Source organism: Microbacterium sp. CCNWLW41 (genome assembly GCF_037083505.1).
This window is the reverse complement of sequence record NZ_JBAOJP010000002.1, coordinates 102,389-121,557: the sequence shown is the minus strand read 5'-3', so window position 1 is coordinate 121,557 and position 19,169 is coordinate 102,389. Positions and strand designations below refer to the sequence as shown.

Below are 19,169 nucleotides of genomic sequence, written 5' to 3'. Positions count from 1 at the left end.
GTTTGGGGCGGGTTCCGGTGGATCGGGGCCCGGATCGGGGGTGGATCGCCCCGATTCGGACCCCAAACCGGGGAGGGCAGGGGAGAGAGGGCAGGGGGTCAGAGGGAGGGGAGGGGGGTGACCTCGCCGCCGCGGGCGGCGGAGGCCTGGGCCGCGGCGACGATCTCGACCGTCCGCACGCCGACCCCGGCGTCGGGCTGCGGCCGGCGGCCCTCGCGCACCGCGGCGACGAACTCCGCGAGGAGCAGCGCGTCGAGATCCGCGCCGACCGGGTCCCAGGTCTCGCCGTGCGCGTCGTGCCCGGCCACGCCCTTGGCGAACGGCGCGACCGTGACGGTGCCGCGCTCGGCGACGATCTGCAGGGTCAGCCCGCCCCACGTGGCGGCGCTCATCGGCTGGCTCCAGGAGCAGTCGATCGTCGCGACGACGCCGCTCGGGTACCGCAGCGTGACGAGCCCGCCGGTCTCCACGGTCAGGTCCCGCTGACCGTGCAGGATGCGGTTCGAGACCGCCCGCACGGTCGCCACGCGCTCGCCGAGGAGCTCGTCGAGCAGATCGGCGCAGTGCACGACGTGGTCGACGAGGGCGCCGCCGCCGGAGAGCTCCGGATCCGTGAACCAGGCCCGGTCCTGCGGCAGCTTGCCGTTGTTCGTCCCGGTCACCCCGAGGACGGCGCCGAGCCGCCCGCTGCGGAGCCGGGCGAGCACGTCGCGGAACGCGGGCGCGAACCGCACCGGATAGGCGACCATGAGGATCACCCCGGCCCGCTCGCACGCCTCCTGCATCGCGGCGGCGTCGGCGGGGGTGGTCGCGAGGGGCTTCTCGCACAGCACGTGCGCGCCCGCGGCCGCCGCCCGCTCGACGAGGGCGCGATGCCGGGAGTTCTCGGAGGCGACGACCACGGCGTCCGGCTTCCACGCGAACGCCTCGTCGTAGGTGTCCACGTAGGCGACGCCGAGCTGCGCGGCCAGCTCCGCGCCCCGGGGCGCGTCGTCCGGGGCCGCGGCGCCGTCCGGGTCGGCGGCGATCAGCTCGATGCCGGGCATCGCCTTCAGGGCGTGCACGTAGCTGATCGCGTGGGTGTGCGCGAAGGACAGGACGGCGACGCGCAGCGGGGCGGGGGCGGTGGTCATCGGGCGACCTCCTCGGTCTCACGGGCGGATGCGGGGGCCGGCGCGGATGCGAGCGCGACCGGGGCGCCCGCGGCGATCGAGGCGTAGGCCGCCTCGGCGACGGCCACGGCCTCGATCCCGTCGGCGGGGGTGATCCGCGCGTCGCGCCCCTCCCGCCGCGCGGCGACGAAGTCGGCGATCTCGGCGTAGTAGGGGCTCTCCTGCGGCGACATCGGAGGCAGATAGTCCGTGCTCCCCTCGGCGAGGACGGCGTCCGTGCGCACGGCGGCGTCCTCGGCGCTGTCATGGCGCATGCGCCCCTCGGATCCTGCGACCTCGACGCTGGTCCGGAACGGCATGCCCTCGGCGACCCAGCTGGCGTGCAGGTGGCTGATCACGCCGCTGCGGTGCGTCAGCACGAGGTGCGCGGTGACCGGCGTCGGCACCCGGTCGTCCACCGTCGGCGGATTCTGCACCGCGTACACCGACGTGACCGGGCCGGCGAACCAGATCGCCTGGTCGATGTCGTGGATCATCAGATCGCGGATCACGCCCCCGCCCGTGCTCTCGGCGAAGAACCAGGGGGTCCGCGGCGCGGACCCGGCGCGGCTGAACCGCTGCACGGCGACCGTCCCGAGGCGTCCGGCGTCGATCGCGGCCTTGATCGCCGCGTACTCGCCGAAGTACCGCACGACGTGCGCCGGGAAGAGCCGCACCCCCGCCTGCTCCGCCGCCAGGGCGATCCGCTGCGCCTGCTCCGCCGTCGCCGCCAGCGGCTTCTCGCACACCACGTCGCGGCCCCGCGCGATCGCCCGCAGCGCCAGGTCGGCGTGGGTGCTGCTGGGCGTGACGATGTCCACGATGTCGACGAGATCGATCAGCGCGTCGACGTCGGAGACCACGGTGAAGCCGTACTCCTCGGCGATCGCCTCCGCACCCTGGAGGGACGTCACGTACCCGGTCGCGCCGAGGGCGCGCCAGGCGTCCGCGTGCACGCGGGAGATCCCTCCCGCGCCGATCAGGCCGACGGTCAACGTGGTCATGGATGCTCCTCTGCGACGGGGACGGGATCGGTGGTCGGGGCGGGTGCGGACGACGTGCCGGGGCGGCGCTGCGGCGTCACGGGCGGGACCGGCATCCCCTCGATGCCGTACACGGCGTCGGCGTGCCGGCGGAAGGCGTGCACGAGGGCCCCGTGGGCGGCGGCGTCGGCGCCGAGCCGGGCCTCCACGAGCGGGACCTCGAAGGGCAGTCCGATGTGGCGGGGCAGGGCGGCGCGCAACGGATCCAGCAGGGCGCCGTGCGCTCCGGACAGGCCGCCGCCGATCACGACCATCGCCGGGTCGATGGTCATGACGAGGGTCGCGATGCCGTGCGCCAGCTCGTCGACGAACGCGGCGATCTCCTCCTGCGCGCCGGAGTGCCCCTCGCGGGCGAGCGCGAAGACGCCGGCCGCCGTGTCGGCGGTGCGCCAGCGGATCTGCCCGGTGTCGGCGTCGATGCCGCGGAAGGCGAGGCGGCCGATGTCGCCGGCGGCGTTGTGGACGCCCCGGCGCGGTCGCCCGGCGAGGATCAGCCCCATGGCGATGCGGTTGCCCACGGAGAGGTAGACGACGTCGTCGACCAGCTGCGCGACCCCCAGATGGTGCTCCGCGACGGCCGCCAGACGGACGCCGTTGTCGACGGACACCGGGCACCCGAACGCCTGGTGCAGCTGGGCGCCGATGTCGACCCCGGACCAGTCGGGGATGACCACGGAGGCGATCACCCGGCCCGAGTCCTCGACGAGGCCGGGGAGGGAGACGCCGATGGCGCGGACCCGTGAGGCGGGGACCGCGGCCTCGGCGAGCGCCGCACGGATGTCGGCGATCACCACCGCGAGCTTGGCGGCGCCGTCGGGCTGCTGGGCGATGCCCTCGAAGCGGTGCTGGCGGATCACCCTGCCGGTGAGGTCGGCGACGAGCACCCGGACGCTGGCCACGCCGATGTCGACGCCCACGACGGCTCCGGCGTCGGCGACGAAGGCGTAGCGACGGGCCGGGCGTCCGGCCCGTCCGGCGGAACCGCCGCCCGCCGCTTCGGCGACGATTCCCGCGTCGGTCAGCGCGGAGACGGCGTTCTCGACGGAGGTGCGGGACAGCTCCAGCGTGCGGGCGATCTCGTTGACCGTCGCATCGCCCGCGTCCCGCAGGTGCACGGCGCAGCGCGCGATGATCGGCGGGGGTGTCCTCTCGGGCATCTTCGCTCCTTTCGACGCCGTCGCCGGTTGGCGTTCAAAATAGCACAGCAACCTCACGTAATTCGCGAGCGTCAGGGGATCCATGGAGCGGATCCCGAACCTGTGCTTGACGTTCATCGGAAATCGGGGCTTGACTCATTATCACACCGTGGTGTCATAATGGGCTCTACCCTGCACGGTTCAAGCAAAGGAGCACCATGCGCGTCAGCACGTTCACCGGAGTGGCCGCGGGCGTCGCCGCCCTGGCCCTCCTGGCCGGATGTTCGGCGGGAGGCGGCCAGGCCGCCGGCGGAGACAAGCACGTCACCCTGTGGCTGTACCCGGTCGTCGCCGATGAGGCCGCGAACAAGAGCTTCTGGGACGACACCATCGAGGCGTTCGAGAAGGATCACGAGGACATCACGGTCGACTACGAGATCTTCCCGTGGGCGAACCGCGACGAGGCCCTCCAGACGGCGATCGCCGCCGGCAAGGGACCCGACCTCGTCTACCTCATCCCGGACCAGCTCGCCGCCTACCAGAAGTCCATCGCCCCGCTGAACGATCTGCTCAGCGCCGAGCGGCAGAAGGACCTGCTGCCCAACGTCAAGGATTCCGTCACGATCGACGGCGACATCCTCGGCGCCCCGCTGCTCACCAGCGCCATGACGCTGCTGTGCAACGCCTCCGTCTTCGAGCAGGCCGGGGTCACGGAGTACCCGGAGACCTGGGACGACATGGAGAAGCTGGCCCCCGTCTTCGCGGAGAAGGGGATGTACCTGATGAACTACCCCGCCTCGGCGGAGAACACCCTCAACCTCACCTTCTACCCGCTGCTGTGGCAGGCGGGCGGCGAGGTCTACGACAAGGAGGGCAAGGTCGGCTTCGACAGCGCGGCGGGCGAGAAGGCGCTGACCTTCCTCACGGACCTGGCCGAGCAGAAGGCGCTCGACCCCGAGGCGCTGACCACCACCGTCCCGCTCGAGCAGACCGCGGTCGCGCAGGGCAAGGTCGCGTGCACGTTCAACAACTCCGTCACCGAGCTCGAGCCCTTCTGGGGCGCCGAGAACGTGAAGGTGCTCCCGCCGCTGAAGGACGAGAAGCCGGTCGCCTACGGCACGGTCGGATCGCTCTCGGTGCTGAAGGGCTCCAAGGCCCCCGAGGCCGCCGCCGCGTTCGCGGAGTACGCGACCGGCGCCGAGGTGATCCAGCCGTACCTGAAGATGTCCGGCTTCTTCTCCGCGCTCAGCACGACGGACCCGATCTACGCCGACGACCCGCTGCTCGGCGAGGTGGAGAAGTACGTGCCGGACACGACGGTCGGCCAGCTCGCGACGAGCTCGCGCGCGCTCATGGGCGTGCTGTCCCCGGAGATCCAGGCGGCGCTGCTCGGGCAGAAGAGCCCCGAGGACGCCCTGAAGGCGGCCGCGGCGGCGGCGGCGCCCCTCATCAAGTAGTCACCGGGGCGGGGGCGCGACCGTGCGCCCCCGCCCTCCTCCCGAACGGACCACGGACGAAGAGGTGCCCATGACGACGCTGACGACCGCGAAGAAGCCCGTCGCGACGGACCGCCCGGCCGGCGCGGTGACCCGCGTGCTCGCCCGCCGCGAGGCGCGCATCGCGCTGCTGTTCGTGCTGCCGGCCTTCCTGCTGTTCCTCGCGTTCCGCTTCGGCCCCACCATCGTCGGCGTGGCCCTGAGCCTGTTCGAGTACGACATCTCCGGGGAGATCGCGTGGAAGGGGCTGGAGAACTTCCAGCGCCTCGTCGCGGACCCCCTGTTCTGGCGGGCGCTCAGCACGACCGTCCTCTACACGGTCTTCGCGGTCCCGATCGCCCTCGTGCTCTCCACCGTGATGGCGCTCGGCGTGCGCCGCAGCTTCCGCGGCTCGCGCTTCTTCCGCTCGGTCTTCTTCCTCCCCGTCATCACCTCGCTGGTCCTGGCCGGATCGATCTTCGTGTGGATCTTCTCCGCGAACGGCCCGTGGTCGGCGCTGATGACCCCGCTCGGACTCGGCGGATCCTGGCTCGGCAGCACGGTCCTCGTCCTCCCGGCCATCGTCGTCGTGGGCGTCTGGTCCCGCTTCGGCTACGGGATGATGATCATGATCGCGGCGATGCAGGACGTCCCGCGGGAGCTGGAGGAGGCCGCGCTGATGGACGGCGCGAACGCCTGGCAGCGGTTCCGGTGGATCATCCTCCCGTACCTTCGGCCCACGATCTTCTTCCTCGCCGTGATCGAGACCACGGCCGCCTTCCAGGTCTTCGACGTGATCTACGTGATGACGCAGGGCGGCCCCGCCAACGCCAGCTACTCCCTCGTCTACCTCCTGTACGACCAGGGCTTCAAGTACTTCGACTACGGCTACGCCGCGGCCGTCGGCGTCGCGCTGTTCGTCATGACCCTCGTCGTCGCGCTCATCCAGCGCCTGGTGATCGGAAGGCAGAAATGACCACCGCGACCGAGCAGATCCTCACCGAGACGCCCCGCGGGCGCCGCCGTCCGGCGCCCGTGCGCTCGCGCTCGTACCGCGCCCTGGAGCCGACCGGGATCGGCGTGGTCCTGCGCTGGATCTGGCTGGGGCTGGCGGCCGTGCTCAGCTTCTTCCCGTTCTACGCCATGGTCGTGCTGAGCCTGAAGCCGGGGAAGGTCGTGGAGCTGCCGGGCTCGCTGCTGCCCTGGGACCTGTCCTTCGACTCGTACGCGCAGGTGCTCAGCGGGCAGAACCTCATCGGCTGGCTCGGCAACACCCTCGTCTACTCGCTCGTGTCCGTGGTGGCGGTGCTGTTCCTGTCGGCGCTCGCCGGATACGCCTTCGCCAAGAAGCGCTTCGCGGGCAAGGAGGTGATGTTCTGGTCGTTCCTGGCGATGGTCATGGTCCCGTTCCACGTCACCCTGATCCCGACCTTCATCATGATGGCGGGACTCGGCGGGATCGACACGTACTGGGGGCTCATCCTCCCGACCCTCGCCAACGCGCAGGCGGTGTTCCTCATGCGCCAGTTCATCCAGGGGCTGCCGGACGACCTGTTCGAGGCGGCCAGGATCGACGGCGCCGGGGAGTTCCGGATCTTCCTGCGGATCGTGCTGCCGCTGTGCAAGCCGATCCTCGCGACCCTCGGCATCTTCGTCTTCCTGTGGCACTGGAACGACTTCCTGTGGCCGCTGATCATCGCCAAGTCCAACGCGATGTTCACCCTCACCGTCGGCATCTCCTCGCTCCAGCAGCAGAACGTGCCGCTGAGCACGATGCTCGCCGGGTCCGTCGTGGCGCTGCTGCCGATCTTCCTCGCCTACCTCGTCGCCCAGCGCTACGTGCAGGAGGGCGTGACCGGCTCGGGCATCAAGGGCTGAGCCGCCCGCCCCACGCCCGCGGCCTCGCCGTCCCCGATCAGAAAGGATCCTCCGTGACCACCCAGGCATTCGCCTCCGAAGCCGACCTCGAACAGGCCCTGACGACCCCGAGCGACGCCCTCGTCGCCGACCTCGCCCGCGGCAGCGGGGACCTCGTCATCCTCGGCGCCGGCGGCAAGATGGGCCCGACCCTCGCGATCCTGGCGCGGCGCGCGCTGGACGCGGCCGGCCGCGACGGCGACGCCGTGCACGCGGTGTCCCGGTTCGGCGAGGCCGCCGTGCGCGAGCGCCTGGAGCGCGCCGGGGTGCGCGTGGTGCCGTTCGACCTCATCGAGAACGACGACCTCGCCCCGCTCCCGGACGCCTCGAACGTGGTCTTCATGGTCGGCGCGAAGTTCGGGGCGGCGACGAGCCCGTCGTGGGCGTGGGAGGTCAACGCCGCGCTCCCCGACCGAGTCGCCCGCCGCTACCGCGACAGCGCGATCTCGGTCCTGTCCACCGGCAACGTGTACCCGTTCCTTCCCGCCTCGTCGGGCGGCGCGACGGAGGACGTCCCTCCCGCCCCGATCGGCGAGTATGCGCAGTCGTGCCTCGGTCGCGAGCGGGTGTTCGAGTTCGCCGCCCAGCAGCGCGGCACCCGCGTGGCCCTCATCCGGCTCAACTACGCCGTCGACCTGCGCTACGGCGTCCTCGCGGACATCGCCAGCGCCGTGCACGCCGGTCAGCCCGTGTCCGTCGCCACCGCCGCCGTGAACGTGGTGTGGCAGGGGTACGCGAACGAGGTCGTGCTGCGCAGCCTCGGGCACGCGTCGACCGACGCCTTCACCGTGAACCTCACCGGGCCCGAGACCCTGAGCGTCGCCGCCGTCGCCCGACGCTTCGGCGAGCTCTTCGGGCGCGACGTCGAGATCGTCGACGAGCCCGAGCCCACGGCCCTGCTCAGCGACTCCCGCCGGTGCATGGCGCTGTTCGGCTATCCGCCGTACTCGGCCGACACGCTCATCGCGTGGCAGGCCGCGTGGCTGGAGTCCGGTCTTCCCCTGTCGGCCAAGCCCACCAAGTGGGCCGTCCGCGACGGGAGGTTCTGATGGCGACCGTCCCCGCGGTGCACCCGGTGCTTCGCCCCGAGGCCGCCCGCACGCTCGCCCGCGGCGCGGTGATCCCCGCGCACCCGCTCGCCCTCACGGCGGACCGCCGCCTCGACGAGCGCCGCCAGCGCGCGCTCACCCGGTACTACCTCGATGCGGGCGCCGGCGGGATCGCCGTGGGGGTGCACACCACCCAGTTCGAGATCCGCGACGCCGAGCACGCCCTTTTCGAGCCCGTCCTCGCGCTCGCCGCGGAGGAGCTGGACGCGCGGGCCGGAGCCGACGTGGTGCGCATCGCGGGCGTCGCCGGCGGCACCGCCCAGGCAGTCGCGGAGGCGGAGCTCGCCCGCTCCCTCGGCTACGACGCCGTGCTGGTGAGCCCGCGCGTGGCGGGGGCCGACGAGCGCGTGCTGCTAGACCGCGCCCGGGCCGTCGGCGAGGTGCTCCCGGTCGTCGGCTTCTACCTGCAGACCGCGATCGGCGGACCCGTGCTCAGCCGGGACTTCTGGCGCGCGTTCGCCTCCATTCCCTCGGTCGTCGCCGTCAAGGCCGCGCCCTTCGACCGCTACCGGACCCTCGAGCTCGTCCGGGGCGTGGCGGCGTCGGGCCGCGCGGACGAGATCGCGCTGTACACCGGCAACGACGACGCGATCGTCGCCGACCTCCTGTCCGAGTTCCACGTGGACTCGCCGGACGGGCCGCGGACGCTGCGCTTCGTCGGAGGCCTCCTCGGCCAGTGGGCGGTCGGGACCCGCGCGGCCGTCGCGCTCCTGGAGCGGGCCCACCGCGCCGCCGCCGGAGACGCGCAGGCGACCCTGGAGCTCAGCCGGGAGGCGATCGACCTCGTCGACGTCAACCAGGCGGTCTTCGACCCCGGCCACGACTTCCACGGCGTGATCGCCGGCGTGCACGAGATGCTCCGGCAGCAGGGGCTCCTGGAGGGGATCTGGTGCCTCAACCCGGACGAGGGGCTCTCGCCGGGCCAGGCGGAGGAGATCGCCCGCGTGCGCCGCGCCTATCCCGACCTGAACGACGACGCCTTCATCGCCGAGCACCGGGACGCGTGGCTGCGATGACCGAGGGGGGACGGCGGTCCGGTGCGGCGGTCGTCGCCGTGGTGTCGGCGGAGCTGTTCGCGGAGTTCTTCTCCCCGGAGGACGCCGCACGGCTGGATCGCGCGTCCCGGTCGTTGAGCCAGGACCGCGCCGCCCGGTCGTTGAGCGAGGACCGCGGAGCGGACCGAGACGAAACGCGGCGACCGCCCTCCGCGTCGCCGGAGTCGGCGCCCGGGCTCGTGCGCGTCGACCGGATCGCGGACATCCCCGATCCCGGAGCCGTTCGCGTCCTCGTCACGAGCTGGGGCGTCGGTCCGCTCGACGAGGACGTGCTCGCGCGGTTCCCGCGGCTGGAGCTCGTCGCGCACACCGGGGCGACGGTCAAGCCCTTCGCGACGGACGCGCTGTTCGACCGCGGGGTGATCGTGACGCAGGCCGGTGCGGGCATGGCGCGGTCGGTCGGCGAGGTGTCCCTTGCCTTCACGCTGGCGCTGCTGCATCGGATCCCCGCCCTGCACGAGGGCGTGCGCACCGGCGGGTGGTACGACCCGGCCGCGGGGACCCAGCACGAGATCGCCGAGGCGCCGATCGCCGTGATCGGGGCGTCCCGCACCGGGCGCGCGTACTTGGAGATGATCCGCGCGCTCGGCGCCCGGCCGCTCCTCGTCGACCCCACCGTCGACGCCGCGGAGGCGGACGCCCTGGGCGCCGAGCTGCTGCCGCTCGACGCCGCGCTGCAGCGCGCGCGGATCGTCGCCGTGCACGCGCCGACGCTGCCCGAGACGCACCACCTCATCGGCGCTCGCGAGCTCGCCCTGATGCCGGACGGCGCAGGGCTGGTGAACACCGCGCGGTCGTGGCTCGTGGACGAGCGGGCGCTTCAGGCGGAGGTGTCGTCCGGGCGGCTCAGCGCGGCCATCGACGTGTTCGACGAGGAGCCGCTCGCGGCGGCCTCGCCCTGGCGCACCCTGCCGAACGTGCTGCTCACGCCGCACCGTGCGGCGGGGACGCGCGAGGGACGCCTCCGGCAGGGGCGGATCGTGGCGGACGAGATCGACGCCTTCGTCTCCGGGAGGGAGCTCGGCCATGCGGTGACGCGGGCGCACCTCGCGACGATGGGCTGACGCCGGCCCCCGGTCGTTGAGCGCAGAGCCCGAGGCCGGTGCGAGCGGAGCGAGACGAGACGGGGTGACCCGGGGCTGGCGGGTGGCCCCCGGTCGTTGAGCGAGCGCAGCGAGACGAAACGCGGTGACCGGCGGTGGCGCCGTTTCGTCTCGTCGCTGCGCTCCTCGCTCAACGACCGGTGGTGGCGGTTTCCCCCCGGTCGTTGAGCGAGCGCAGCGAGACGAAACGTCGCACCCCAAGACCAAGGAAACGACAGCGCGGCACCGACGCCGCGCGGAGAGGATGACGATGACGCATCGAACCCTGCCCGACTTCCCGACCGATCCGGCGGCCGACCGTGCGCCACGGACCCGGCGCACCGTGCTCGCGGGCCTCGGGGCCGCGGCGCTCGGCGGTGTGGCCGCCGTCGCCGCCCCCGCCGCGGCCCAGGCGGCGACACCCGCCACGACGCCGGTCCTGGCGCGGGGCGTGGACGGCGCGGCGACCGTCGGCGACCTGGCCGGCCGCAAGGGGAAGCAGGACGACGTCGTCGCGGTCGCCGGCTACGCCGCCGCCGGGGACGGGGGAGGCGGTCTGTTCCGCTGCGTCACCCGGGACGCCCCCGCCGTCGACGGCGGCCGCGTCGTCCCCGGCAAGGGCGGTGCCGTGTGGGTCCGGCTGCACGACGGGACGCTCGACTTCCGCGCGTTCGGCGTCTTCGGGCCGGAGACCCCCGCCGATGACGCGCTCGACGCCATGGTCGGGGATCCCTCCGTGCGCCGGATCGAGGCGCACACCGACCTCAACTTCGTCCGACGGCACGTCCTCACCCGTTCGTTCCTGGAGGTGGACTTCGGCGGGCATCTGATGACGACGGAGGGCATCGAGAACGCCACGGCGAATGACCCGTTCTCGGCGGTGATGTTCTTCCGCGGTGTCGTCACCGAGGAGGTCCAGGAGGCGACGCTGGGCGAGGACGTGCCGGACCTCGCCGACGTCCTGCCGGTGGCGGACTCGTCGTTCTTCGCGGTCGGCGCGTGGTACGCCGTGGAGGTGAACGCGCTCGCCGGGCGGTGGGAGCGGGAGGTCCAGCGGCTCGTCCAGGTGACCGGCATCGTCGACGGCGGCCACATCCGCATCGCGTACAAGATCGGCTGGCCGCTGGGCGCCGATCGCACGATGACGTGGCGGCGGATCGAGCCGGTGCAGGACGTCCGGGTCTCGCGGCTCCGGTTCCGCGGCGGGGGCTCCGACGACGTCACCGGATCCCACCCGCTCGCCTTCGAGTACGCGATCCGGTGCGACGTCGACGGCATCGAGGGCGAGCGGACGTTCTGGCCGCTCATCATGCGCCGGTGGAACACGCACTACAGGACCGAGAACTGCACCCTCGCCAACCCCGTCTCGGTGACGCTCGGCGGTGCGGGGTACCTCACGCAGCAGATCTCCTGCCTCTACGGCTACGTCGCCAACTGCCGCACCTCGAACGCGCGCCACCTCAACGACTTCACCGCCAGCGCCTACTGCCTCGTGGAGAACTGCCACGGCGACGGCGACGACCAGGGGCCGTTCGTGACGCACGGGCAGTACGAGCACGACCTGACGTACGTCGGCAACTCCGGGCTGATGACCTTCGCGAACTCGGGGGCGCCGTGGGGATCCGCCGCCAAGCGCATCACGGTGCGCGGCCACGTGTGCTCGTGGTTCGTCGCCCGGGTGCGCGTGACCGACCTCACGCTGGAGGACGTCCACGTCATCGGCAAGCCCTCCCTGGAGGGATCCGGGATGCTCTGGATCAACGCCGACGGCGCGCAGCTGCGCGGATGCAGCGCGACCCACACGCTCATCGTCACCCAGGCCTCCGACGCCTCCGCCCGCCCCACGGTGATCGCAGACTCGCGCTTCTCGTTCGCCGCCCCGGGCGACCTGACGAACGACACCGTCACGACCCCGGTCACGCTCGTGGACACGGATCTCTCCGGGGTCGGCGGCGTCCGTATCGCGGGCTCCGGCCCCGTCACGGTCCGCGGCGGGACGTGGTCCGCGGCCGAGGACGCGGATCCGGTGCAGGTCGCGGCGGGGTCCGTGCGGTTCGAGGGCACGGCCTTCACCGGTGCGCGTGTGCGCGCGACCGGCGACGGCGCGCAGTCGCTGTCGTTCTCGGGGGTGCGGGTCGACGCCGGCGCGGGCGGGTTCCTGTCCCGGGCGGGCGACGCGGAGCTGCGGCTGAGCGTCGACGGCAGCGCCTTCACGGGATCCGGCGCGCATGTCGACCTGGGGTCCGGCGCCAACCAGGCGCGGATCATCGGGAACCGCTTCGAGGGCGGATCCCTCTCCCTGGACCCCGCCGCGTTCGGCAGCGGGTCGACGCTGCTGCACGCGGCGAACACCGAGGCCGGCGTCGCGCGGACCGCGATGCCGCCCGAGGGACCCGCGGTGGTGCTGTCCGGCAACGTCGTCGTCTGATCCGCCCGGCGCACCGTTTCGTCTCGTCGCTGCGCTCCTCGCTGCTGGCGGCGTTCCGGTCGTTGAGCGAGCGCAGCGAGTCGAAACGGGGTGACCCGAGGTGGCGGCGTTCCGGTCGTTGAGCGAGCGCAGCGAGTCGAGACGTGGTGACCCGGTGCTGGGCGCGTTTCGTCTCGGTGCTGCGCTCCTCGCTCAACGACCGGGGTGCGGAGTTCCGGTCGTTGAGCGAGCGGAGCGAGTCGAAACGCGGTGACTCGGGGCTGGGCGCGTTTCGTCTCGGTGCTGCGCTCCTCGCTCAACGACCGAGGGTGGCCGCGGGGGCCCGGGGCGTCAGGCGGGGGTCTCGTCCGGGACCGGCGCCGCGAGCGGGCTGATCCGCTCCACCGCCCGGGTGACGTGCTCGGCGATCACCGCGCGCACCGCGTCGGGGTCGCCGCTCGCGATCGCATCGAGGATCACGCGGTGGCTGCGGACGTGCTCGGCCTGTTCCTGGGGTGGGAGCGCCGCGTTCGCCGCCTGGATGAACCCGGCGATGCGCCCGCGCAGCTGCGCGTTCAGCTCCATGACGAACCGGTGGTCGGAGAGCTCGGCGATGGCCTCGTGGAACGCCCTGTCCTGCGCGAGCACCTCCGCCATGTCCCCGACGGCCGCGGCGTCCATGGCGTCGACGATCCCCTGCAGGCGCTTGTGCGCGGCGCGGGTCCATCGCTCCTGGACGCGCAGGGCCATGAACTGCTCCAGCACGATCCGCAGGCTCGAGATCTCCTCCAGGTCCCGCGGTGTCAGCTCCGCGACCCGGGCCCCGCGGCGCGGCTCGCGGACGATGAGGTGCTCCTGGGCGAGTCGCGTCAGCGCCTCACGGACCGGGATGTGACTGACGCCGAGGCGCTCGGCGAGCTTGCGCTCGACCAGTCGCTCGCCGGGCAGGAGCTCGCCGGAGTGGATCGCGGATCGCAGCTCGTCGGCGACCTGCTCGGCGATGTTCTGATCCGACACGCTCCGCATGGCCGTTCCTCCCCGCTCCGTCCGACCCGGCGGGGCCGACTGCTCCCCCGATGCTATGGCATCCGCGGAAGACGAGAGGGTTGCAGGATTTGCTAGATGCTATAGCATTGCCGCAATCCCGGATGACGAAGGAGTTGTCATGTCCCAGCCCCGCAGCGGCGCCGCCCCGCTCGACGCCGATCTCGGCGCGAGCGCCATGAAGAAGGCGATCTGGCGCCTCGGGCCGTTCCTCGGCCTGCTGTACCTCGTCGCCTATATCGACCGCAACAACGCCGGCTTCGCCAAGCTGGAGATGACCGAGGCGCTGCAGATGACCGAGGCCGCCTTCGGCCTGGCGGCGGGCATCTTCTTCATCGGCTACCTGCTGTTCGAGGTGCCCAGCAACCTGCTGCTGGAGAAGTTCGGCGCGCGCAAGTGGATCACCCGGATCATGGTCTCCTGGGGGATCGTGGCGGTGCTGACCGCGTTCGTGCAGGACTCGCTGCAGTTCACGATCGCCCGCTTCATCCTCGGCGTCGCGGAGGCCGGCTTCTTCCCCGGCGTGCTGCTGTACCTCACGCTGTGGTTCCCCCGGCAGTACCGCACCCAGGTGCTGGCCGTGTTCGCGCTGTCCAACCCGCTCGCCAACGCCGTCGCCGCCCCGCTGTCCGGATGGATCATGGGCTTCCACGGACTCTTCGGCCTGGAGGGATGGCAGCTCGTCTTCGTCCTGGAGGGGATCCCGGCGGTGCTGCTGGCCTTCGTCGTCTTCTTCTGGCTGCCCGACCGCCCGCAGGACGCGACCTGGCTGACGCCCGCCGAGCAGGGATGGATCGCCGACACCATCGCTCGCGAGACCGCGGCGACCGAGCAGCGGCACGGACGGATCCGGCTGGCCGCCGTCTTCGGCAACGGGCGCCTGTGGACCCTCATCCTGCTGTTCTTCGGCGTCGTGTTCGGCGCGTACGGCCTGGGCCTGTGGCTGCCCACGATCGTGAAGAACATGGGCGACTTCTCGACCGGCACGACCGGATGGCTCGTCGCGCTGCCCAACATCTGCGCGGCGCTGCTGATGCTCCCGTGGGAGCGCGCCGCCCGCAAGCAGGGCAACATCCCCCTGCAGATCGGCATCACGCTCACGATCACGGCGCTCTCCCTGATCGCCGCCGTCGCCGCGCAGGGCACCCCCGCACTGGCGCTGGTCGCCCTCTGCATCGGCATGTCGGCGCTGTTCTCCACGACGCCGCTGTTCTGGAGCCTGCCGCCGATGATCCTCACCGGCACCGCCGCCGCAGCGGGCCTGGCGTTCATCAACTCGGTCGGCAACCTCGCCGGGTTCGCGGGCCCGTACGCGATCGGATGGATCAGCCAGAGCACCGGCTCGGCGATCTGGGGCCTGCTCCTCATCGCAGCCCTCACGCTGATGGGCGCCGTGATCGGGTTCGTGCTCAGCCGGCGGCCGGAGTTCTCCGCCCCGCCGTCCGCCGAGCCGGCCGCGGTGGGCGCCGCGGAGCGCTGACCCGCACGGGGACGCACGACGGGCCGGCGCCGATCCGCGAGGGTCGGCGCCGGGCTGCGGAAGGAGAAGGATGGAACCCATGAGCCAGGCAGTCCCCGCGATGGGCGATCGGATCCGCGTCCCCCGCACGCGCGCGGCCGTCGGCGTCGCCCGCCGCGACATCACCCCGCCGCTCGGCATCCGGGCCAAGAACTGGGGACCGGCCGACTGGGAGCGCTCCGAGCGCGTGCACCGCCCGTTCGCGCTGACCGCGCTCGCCGTGATCGGCGGCGACGACCGGGTGCGGCTGCTGCTGGCGGTCGACGGCACCTGGTGGCGACGGGTCTCCGATGAGCACGGCGTGCGCCAGGCGGTGCGTGACGGGCTCGGGCTGGACGCGGATCAGGTGATGATCTCCCTGTCCCACACGCACGCGGGTGCGGTGCTGTGCGCGGCGGATGCGCACCTGCCGGGCGGCGAGCTGATCCCGGGGTATCTGGACGCGCTCGCTACGGCCGGGATCGAGGCCGGGCGGGAGGCGATCGCCGGTGCCCGGCCCGGGCTGATCGAATGGACGACCGGGCGCTGCGCGCTCGCCGCCGAGCGCGAGCTGGACCTGGACGGCCGGGCGCTGGTGGGGTTCAACCCCGCGGCCGCGCCGGCCGACGACACGGTCATGATCGGCCGGGTCAGTGCGGACGGCGCGACCGTCGCGACCCTCGTGAACTACGCCTGCCACCCCACCACGCTCGCGTGGCAGCACCGCGGGGTCTCGCCGGATTACGTCGGCGCCACCCGGGAGGTGGTGGAGGCGGCGACGGGCGCCCCGTGCCTGTTCGTCCAGGGAGCGTCCGGAGAGCTCGCCCCGCGGGAGCAGTACACCGGCGACACGGCGGTCGCGGACCGGCACGGGCGCTCGCTCGGCCACGCGGTGGTCGCCGCACTGGACGCCCTCCCGGTCGCCGGATCGGAGCTGGTGCTCGACGACGTGGTCGAGTCCGGCGCGCCGCTGGCCGTGTGGTCGCCTCGGCCGGCCGCGGGAGGCGAGGCGGCCGTGTCGCTGCACGAGGCGGTCGAGCTGCCGCTGCGCGACCTCCCCACCCTGGACGAGCTCGCCGAGGAATGGAAGGACATCGATCCCCGCTCACGTGCGGAACGCCTGGGGCGGGCCCGGAACCTGCGCGAGGGCTACATCGACGGCCCGACCGTGCGTCATCCGGTCTGGGTGTGGCGGCTCGGCGACGCGGTGGTCGTCGGGCATCCCGGCGAGGCGTACTCACGCCTGCAGACGACGCTGCGCGACCGGTTCCCCGGTGTCCCGATCGTCGTGATGAACCTGACGAACGGCCCGGGGTTCGTGTACCTGCCCACGCGCGAGGCCTATGCGCGGGGCGCCTACCAGGCGTGGCAGACGCCGCTCGCCCCCGGCGCCCTGGAGCGGCTCGAGGAACACGCATGCGCCCTCGTCGCCCGGGCGCTCGCCGGATGAGGCGACGCACGCATCGCCGATAGGCTTGCTATAGCAAACTGCGGCCCTGTCCGGGTCGCGAGGGAAGGGACAGCACATGACCGCTCAGGCACCCGTCGCCGTCGTCACCGGCGGCGCCGCCGGCATCGGCTGGGAGATCGGGCAGCGGCTCGCCGCCGACGGGCTCACGGTCGTCGCCGCGGACCGCGTCCCGGGGCTCACGGCGGGGGACAACGCCGCCGGCGTGCTCTGGCGGGAGCTCGACGTCACCGACCCGGCAGCCGTGGATCGCGTGTTCACCGCGATCGAGGACGAGGTCGGCCCGATCGGCGTCCTCGTGAACAACGCGGGGATCCAGCGCCACCGCGCCATCGAGGATCTCGCCTGGGACGAGTGGGCGGCCGTCGTGGACGTGAACCTGAACGGCGTCTTCGCCTGCCTGCAGGCGGCGGGCCGCCGGATGCTGGCGCGCGGGGAGGGGCGGATCGTCAACATCTCGTCCATCTCGTCGCGCGGATCCGCCGGCCGGGCGCCCTACGCCACGACGAAGGCCGCCGTGATCGGCCTCACCGCGACCGCGGGCGCCGAATGGGCGTCGCGGGGCGTGCGGGTGAACGCGGTCGCGCCCGGATACGTCGACACCGGCGTCTTCCGCCAGGGCGTGGAGGCCGGCACGCTGAGCCTCGACACGATCCTCGCGCGCATCCCGGCCGGGCGCCTGGCCGATGCCGCCGAGATTGCCGCCGCCGTGAGCTTCCTCGTGTCCGACGATGCCCGCTACATGAACGGCCAGACCCTGTACGTCGACGGCGGCTTCATGGTGGACTACGGCGTGCCCCTCGCGAGGAAGCCCGAATGACCAGGATCGCGCGCGTCGACGCCGCGACCGCGGCGCTGGCGCTGCCCGCGCCGCTGGAGCTCGGCGCGATGACGGTCACGCGGCGGGAGTACGCGGCCGTGCGCGCGGAGGCGGAGGACGGCACGACGGGCCTCGCGTATGCGCTGACGCGCGAGGCGCCGATGGCCGAGATCGTCGAGCGGCTGGTGGCCGCACACGCGCGCGGCGCCGACGCCGACGACCCGGCCGGGACCTGGGACCGGATGCTCCGGGGCAGCGCGATCGTCGGGCGCACCGGGCTCGTCCGCCGCGCCATCGGGCTCGTGGACATCGCCCTGTGGGACATCGCCGCGCGGCGAGCCGGCCTCCCGCTGTGGCGCCTGCTCGACATGGGCGACGACCCGCGCGAGGGGATGCTCGTCGCCGCGTACCCCTCCCCGTCCCGCTCGCCTCGGCAGGTCGCCGACGAGGTCCTCGCCCAGGCCGACGGGTGGTCCGCGGTGAAGATCTCGCGCCTGCCCGACCCGGACTACATGCACGCGCTCCTCGGGATCCTGAGCCGGGAGCTGCCCGCGCAGACCGGGCTCGTCGTCGACGTCGGGTTCGGCTGGCGCGACGCCGACGAGGCGATCACCGAGATCCGGCGGTGGGGAGAGCCCGCCCTCCGCTGGGTGGAGGATCCGCTGCTGCCCGAGGACGCCGAGGGCGTCGCGCGCATCCGCCGGGAGACCGGCCTGCCCGTGGCCGTCGGCGACGAGGTCACCGACCCCGCCGTCCTGCGCGCCCTCGTGGAGGTCGGCGGGGTGGACGCGCTGCGCCTGGACGTGGTCGCCATCGGCGGCATCACCCCGGCGCGCGAGGTCATCGCATGGGCGGCCGAGCGCGGCGTCCCGGTGTCCGGGCACGTGTACCCCGAGGTGACCGCGCACCTCGGCATCGAGGTGGAGACCTTCGCGCGGGACGGCAACCCGTACGACCCGGCTCCCACGCTCGTCCGCGGCGGCCCGGTGTTCGCCGGGCGGGTCACGCCCTCGTCCGAGCCGGGACTCGGGTTCACCTTCGCCCCGGACGTGTTCGCGTTCGACGGGAGGACGCCGTGAGCGGGGGAGCCGTGACGCGCAGTGCGGTCGTGACCGGGAGCGGCAAGGGGATCGGGCGAGCGATCGCCGAGCGTCTGACCGCCGACGGATGGATCGTGGTCGGCCTCGAACGGACGGCCGGATCCGGGAGCGTGGAGGACGGCGCCTGTGCGGAGGTCGTCCTCGGCGACGCGTCCGAGCGCGGCGCGCACGAGCGCGCGGCCGCGGCGGCCCGTGCGCGGGCGCCCCTCGCCGGCTGGGTGAACAACGCCGGGATCACCCGGCGCACGCCCCTGCACGCCCTGGATGAGGACGCGGTCCGCGAGCTCGTCGGCATCAACGGGTTCGGATACGTGTGGGGCTGCGCCGCCGCCGTGTCGGCGTTCGTGGATCAGGGCGTGGCCGGCGCGATCGTCAACGTCGGCTCGATCCACGGTCGGCTCAGCCACCCCGACCACGCCGCCTACGAGTTCACCAAGGGCGGCATCGACGCGCTGACCCGCAGCGTCGCCGTCACGTACGGCGGGCTCGGGATCCGTGCGAACACGGTGGCCCCCGGAGGGGTGCGCACGCCGCACCTGGACGCGCAGATCGCCGCCTCGCCGGATCCGGGGGCCGCGGAACGGGCGCTCGCCGAGGGGCCGCCGATGGGGCGGATCGCCCGGGCGGAGGAGGTCGCCGCCGTCGTGGCGTTCCTGCTCTCCGACGAGGCGCCGTATCTGACGGGCCAGTCGATCGCGGTGGACGGCGGCTGGTCGGCGTCCTTCGGCGACGTGTCCGTGGATCCGGAGCTCCGCCGCCGCTTCACCCGCTGATCCTGGGTGGCCGCGTTTCGTCTCGTCGCTGCGCTCCTCGCTCAACGACCGGCGGTGTTCGGTCGTTGAGCGAGCGCAGCGAGTCGAAACG

At 73.0% G+C, this 19,169-nt stretch carries 16 protein-coding genes; 12 read left to right on the top strand and 4 right to left on the bottom strand.

The window, feature by feature from the left end:
• Window positions 1–98 precede the first annotated feature (98 nt).
• From V6R91_RS08320 to V6R91_RS08310, 3 genes are read right to left on the bottom strand one after another with little or no spacing between them, the layout of a single operon-like run.
• Window positions 99–1,133, bottom strand: a complete 1,035-nt coding sequence (locus V6R91_RS08320; protein WP_336395138.1) for a Gfo/Idh/MocA family protein — start codon at window positions 1,131–1,133, stop codon at window positions 99–101.
• A complete protein-coding gene (locus V6R91_RS08315) occupies window positions 1,130–2,155 on the bottom strand; it encodes a Gfo/Idh/MocA family protein (protein ID WP_336395137.1) in 1,026 nt (341 codons plus the stop codon). The genes V6R91_RS08320 and V6R91_RS08315 overlap by 4 nt, the downstream gene beginning before the upstream one ends.
• The gene (locus tag V6R91_RS08310) at window positions 2,152–3,351 is read right to left on the bottom strand and encodes an ROK family transcriptional regulator (RefSeq protein ID WP_336395136.1); all 1,200 of its coding nucleotides are present in this window, start codon (window positions 3,349–3,351) and stop codon (window positions 2,152–2,154) included. Before V6R91_RS08310 ends, V6R91_RS08315 begins: the two co-directional genes overlap by 4 nt.
• Before the next feature lie 197 nt (window positions 3,352–3,548).
• Here V6R91_RS08310 and V6R91_RS08305 point away from each other — a divergent pair, with 197 nt between their 5' ends.
• The 7 genes from V6R91_RS08305 (at window position 3,549) to V6R91_RS08275 (ending at window position 12,396) form a co-directional block, all read left to right on the top strand.
• A complete protein-coding gene (locus V6R91_RS08305) occupies window positions 3,549–4,787 on the top strand; it encodes an ABC transporter substrate-binding protein (RefSeq protein ID WP_336395135.1) in 1,239 nt (412 codons plus the stop codon).
• Window positions 4,788–4,857: 70 nt separating this feature from the next.
• Window positions 4,858–5,781: a carbohydrate ABC transporter permease gene (locus tag V6R91_RS08300; RefSeq protein ID WP_217996239.1), complete on the top strand. Its 924-nt coding sequence runs from the start codon at window positions 4,858–4,860 to the stop codon at window positions 5,779–5,781.
• Window positions 5,778–6,683: a carbohydrate ABC transporter permease gene (locus V6R91_RS08295; RefSeq protein ID WP_336395134.1), complete on the top strand. Its 906-nt coding sequence runs from the start codon at window positions 5,778–5,780 to the stop codon at window positions 6,681–6,683. The genes V6R91_RS08300 and V6R91_RS08295 overlap by 4 nt, the downstream gene beginning before the upstream one ends.
• 53 nt (window positions 6,684–6,736) lie before the next feature.
• Window positions 6,737–7,771, top strand: coding sequence for an NAD-dependent epimerase/dehydratase family protein (locus tag V6R91_RS08290; protein ID WP_336395133.1), 1,035 nt, complete (start codon window positions 6,737–6,739; stop codon window positions 7,769–7,771).
• Window positions 7,771–8,847: a dihydrodipicolinate synthase family protein gene (locus tag V6R91_RS08285; protein ID WP_067249303.1), complete on the top strand. Its 1,077-nt coding sequence runs from the start codon at window positions 7,771–7,773 to the stop codon at window positions 8,845–8,847. The genes V6R91_RS08290 and V6R91_RS08285 overlap by 1 nt, the downstream gene beginning before the upstream one ends.
• Entirely contained in the window at window positions 8,844–9,950 is a 1,107-nt protein-coding gene (locus V6R91_RS08280) for a hydroxyacid dehydrogenase (RefSeq protein ID WP_336395132.1), read from the top strand. Before V6R91_RS08285 ends, V6R91_RS08280 begins: the two co-directional genes overlap by 4 nt.
• A 289-nt stretch (window positions 9,951–10,239) precedes the next feature.
• Entirely contained in the window at window positions 10,240–12,396 is a 2,157-nt protein-coding gene (locus V6R91_RS08275) for a peptidase C14 (RefSeq protein WP_336395131.1), read from the top strand.
• A gap of 330 nt (window positions 12,397–12,726) precedes the next feature.
• Here V6R91_RS08275 and V6R91_RS08270 read toward each other — a convergent pair whose 3' ends face one another.
• A complete protein-coding gene (locus V6R91_RS08270; protein ID WP_271059395.1) occupies window positions 12,727–13,401 on the bottom strand; it encodes a GntR family transcriptional regulator in 675 nt (224 codons plus the stop codon).
• 139 nt (window positions 13,402–13,540) lie between these two features.
• Between V6R91_RS08270 and V6R91_RS08265 the strand changes: the two genes are divergently transcribed.
• From V6R91_RS08265 to V6R91_RS08245, 5 genes are all read left to right on the top strand, one after another.
• Window positions 13,541–14,899 (top strand): MFS transporter, encoded by a 1,359-nt coding sequence (locus V6R91_RS08265; protein WP_219084978.1) that lies wholly within the window; start codon window positions 13,541–13,543, stop codon window positions 14,897–14,899.
• A gap of 79 nt (window positions 14,900–14,978) precedes the next feature.
• Complete coding sequence (locus V6R91_RS08260) at window positions 14,979–16,367, top strand: hypothetical protein (protein WP_336395130.1); 1,389 nt, start codon at window positions 14,979–14,981, stop codon at window positions 16,365–16,367.
• A 76-nt stretch (window positions 16,368–16,443) separates the two neighbouring features.
• Complete coding sequence (locus tag V6R91_RS08255) at window positions 16,444–17,205, top strand: SDR family NAD(P)-dependent oxidoreductase (protein ID WP_336395129.1); 762 nt, start codon at window positions 16,444–16,446, stop codon at window positions 17,203–17,205.
• Window positions 17,202–18,284 (top strand): enolase C-terminal domain-like protein, encoded by a 1,083-nt coding sequence (locus tag V6R91_RS08250; RefSeq protein WP_336395128.1) that lies wholly within the window; start codon window positions 17,202–17,204, stop codon window positions 18,282–18,284. The genes V6R91_RS08255 and V6R91_RS08250 overlap by 4 nt, the downstream gene beginning before the upstream one ends.
• Complete coding sequence (locus V6R91_RS08245) at window positions 18,281–19,078, top strand: SDR family NAD(P)-dependent oxidoreductase (RefSeq protein ID WP_336395127.1); 798 nt, start codon at window positions 18,281–18,283, stop codon at window positions 19,076–19,078. The genes V6R91_RS08250 and V6R91_RS08245 overlap by 4 nt, the downstream gene beginning before the upstream one ends.
• Window positions 19,079–19,169 lie beyond the last annotated feature (91 nt).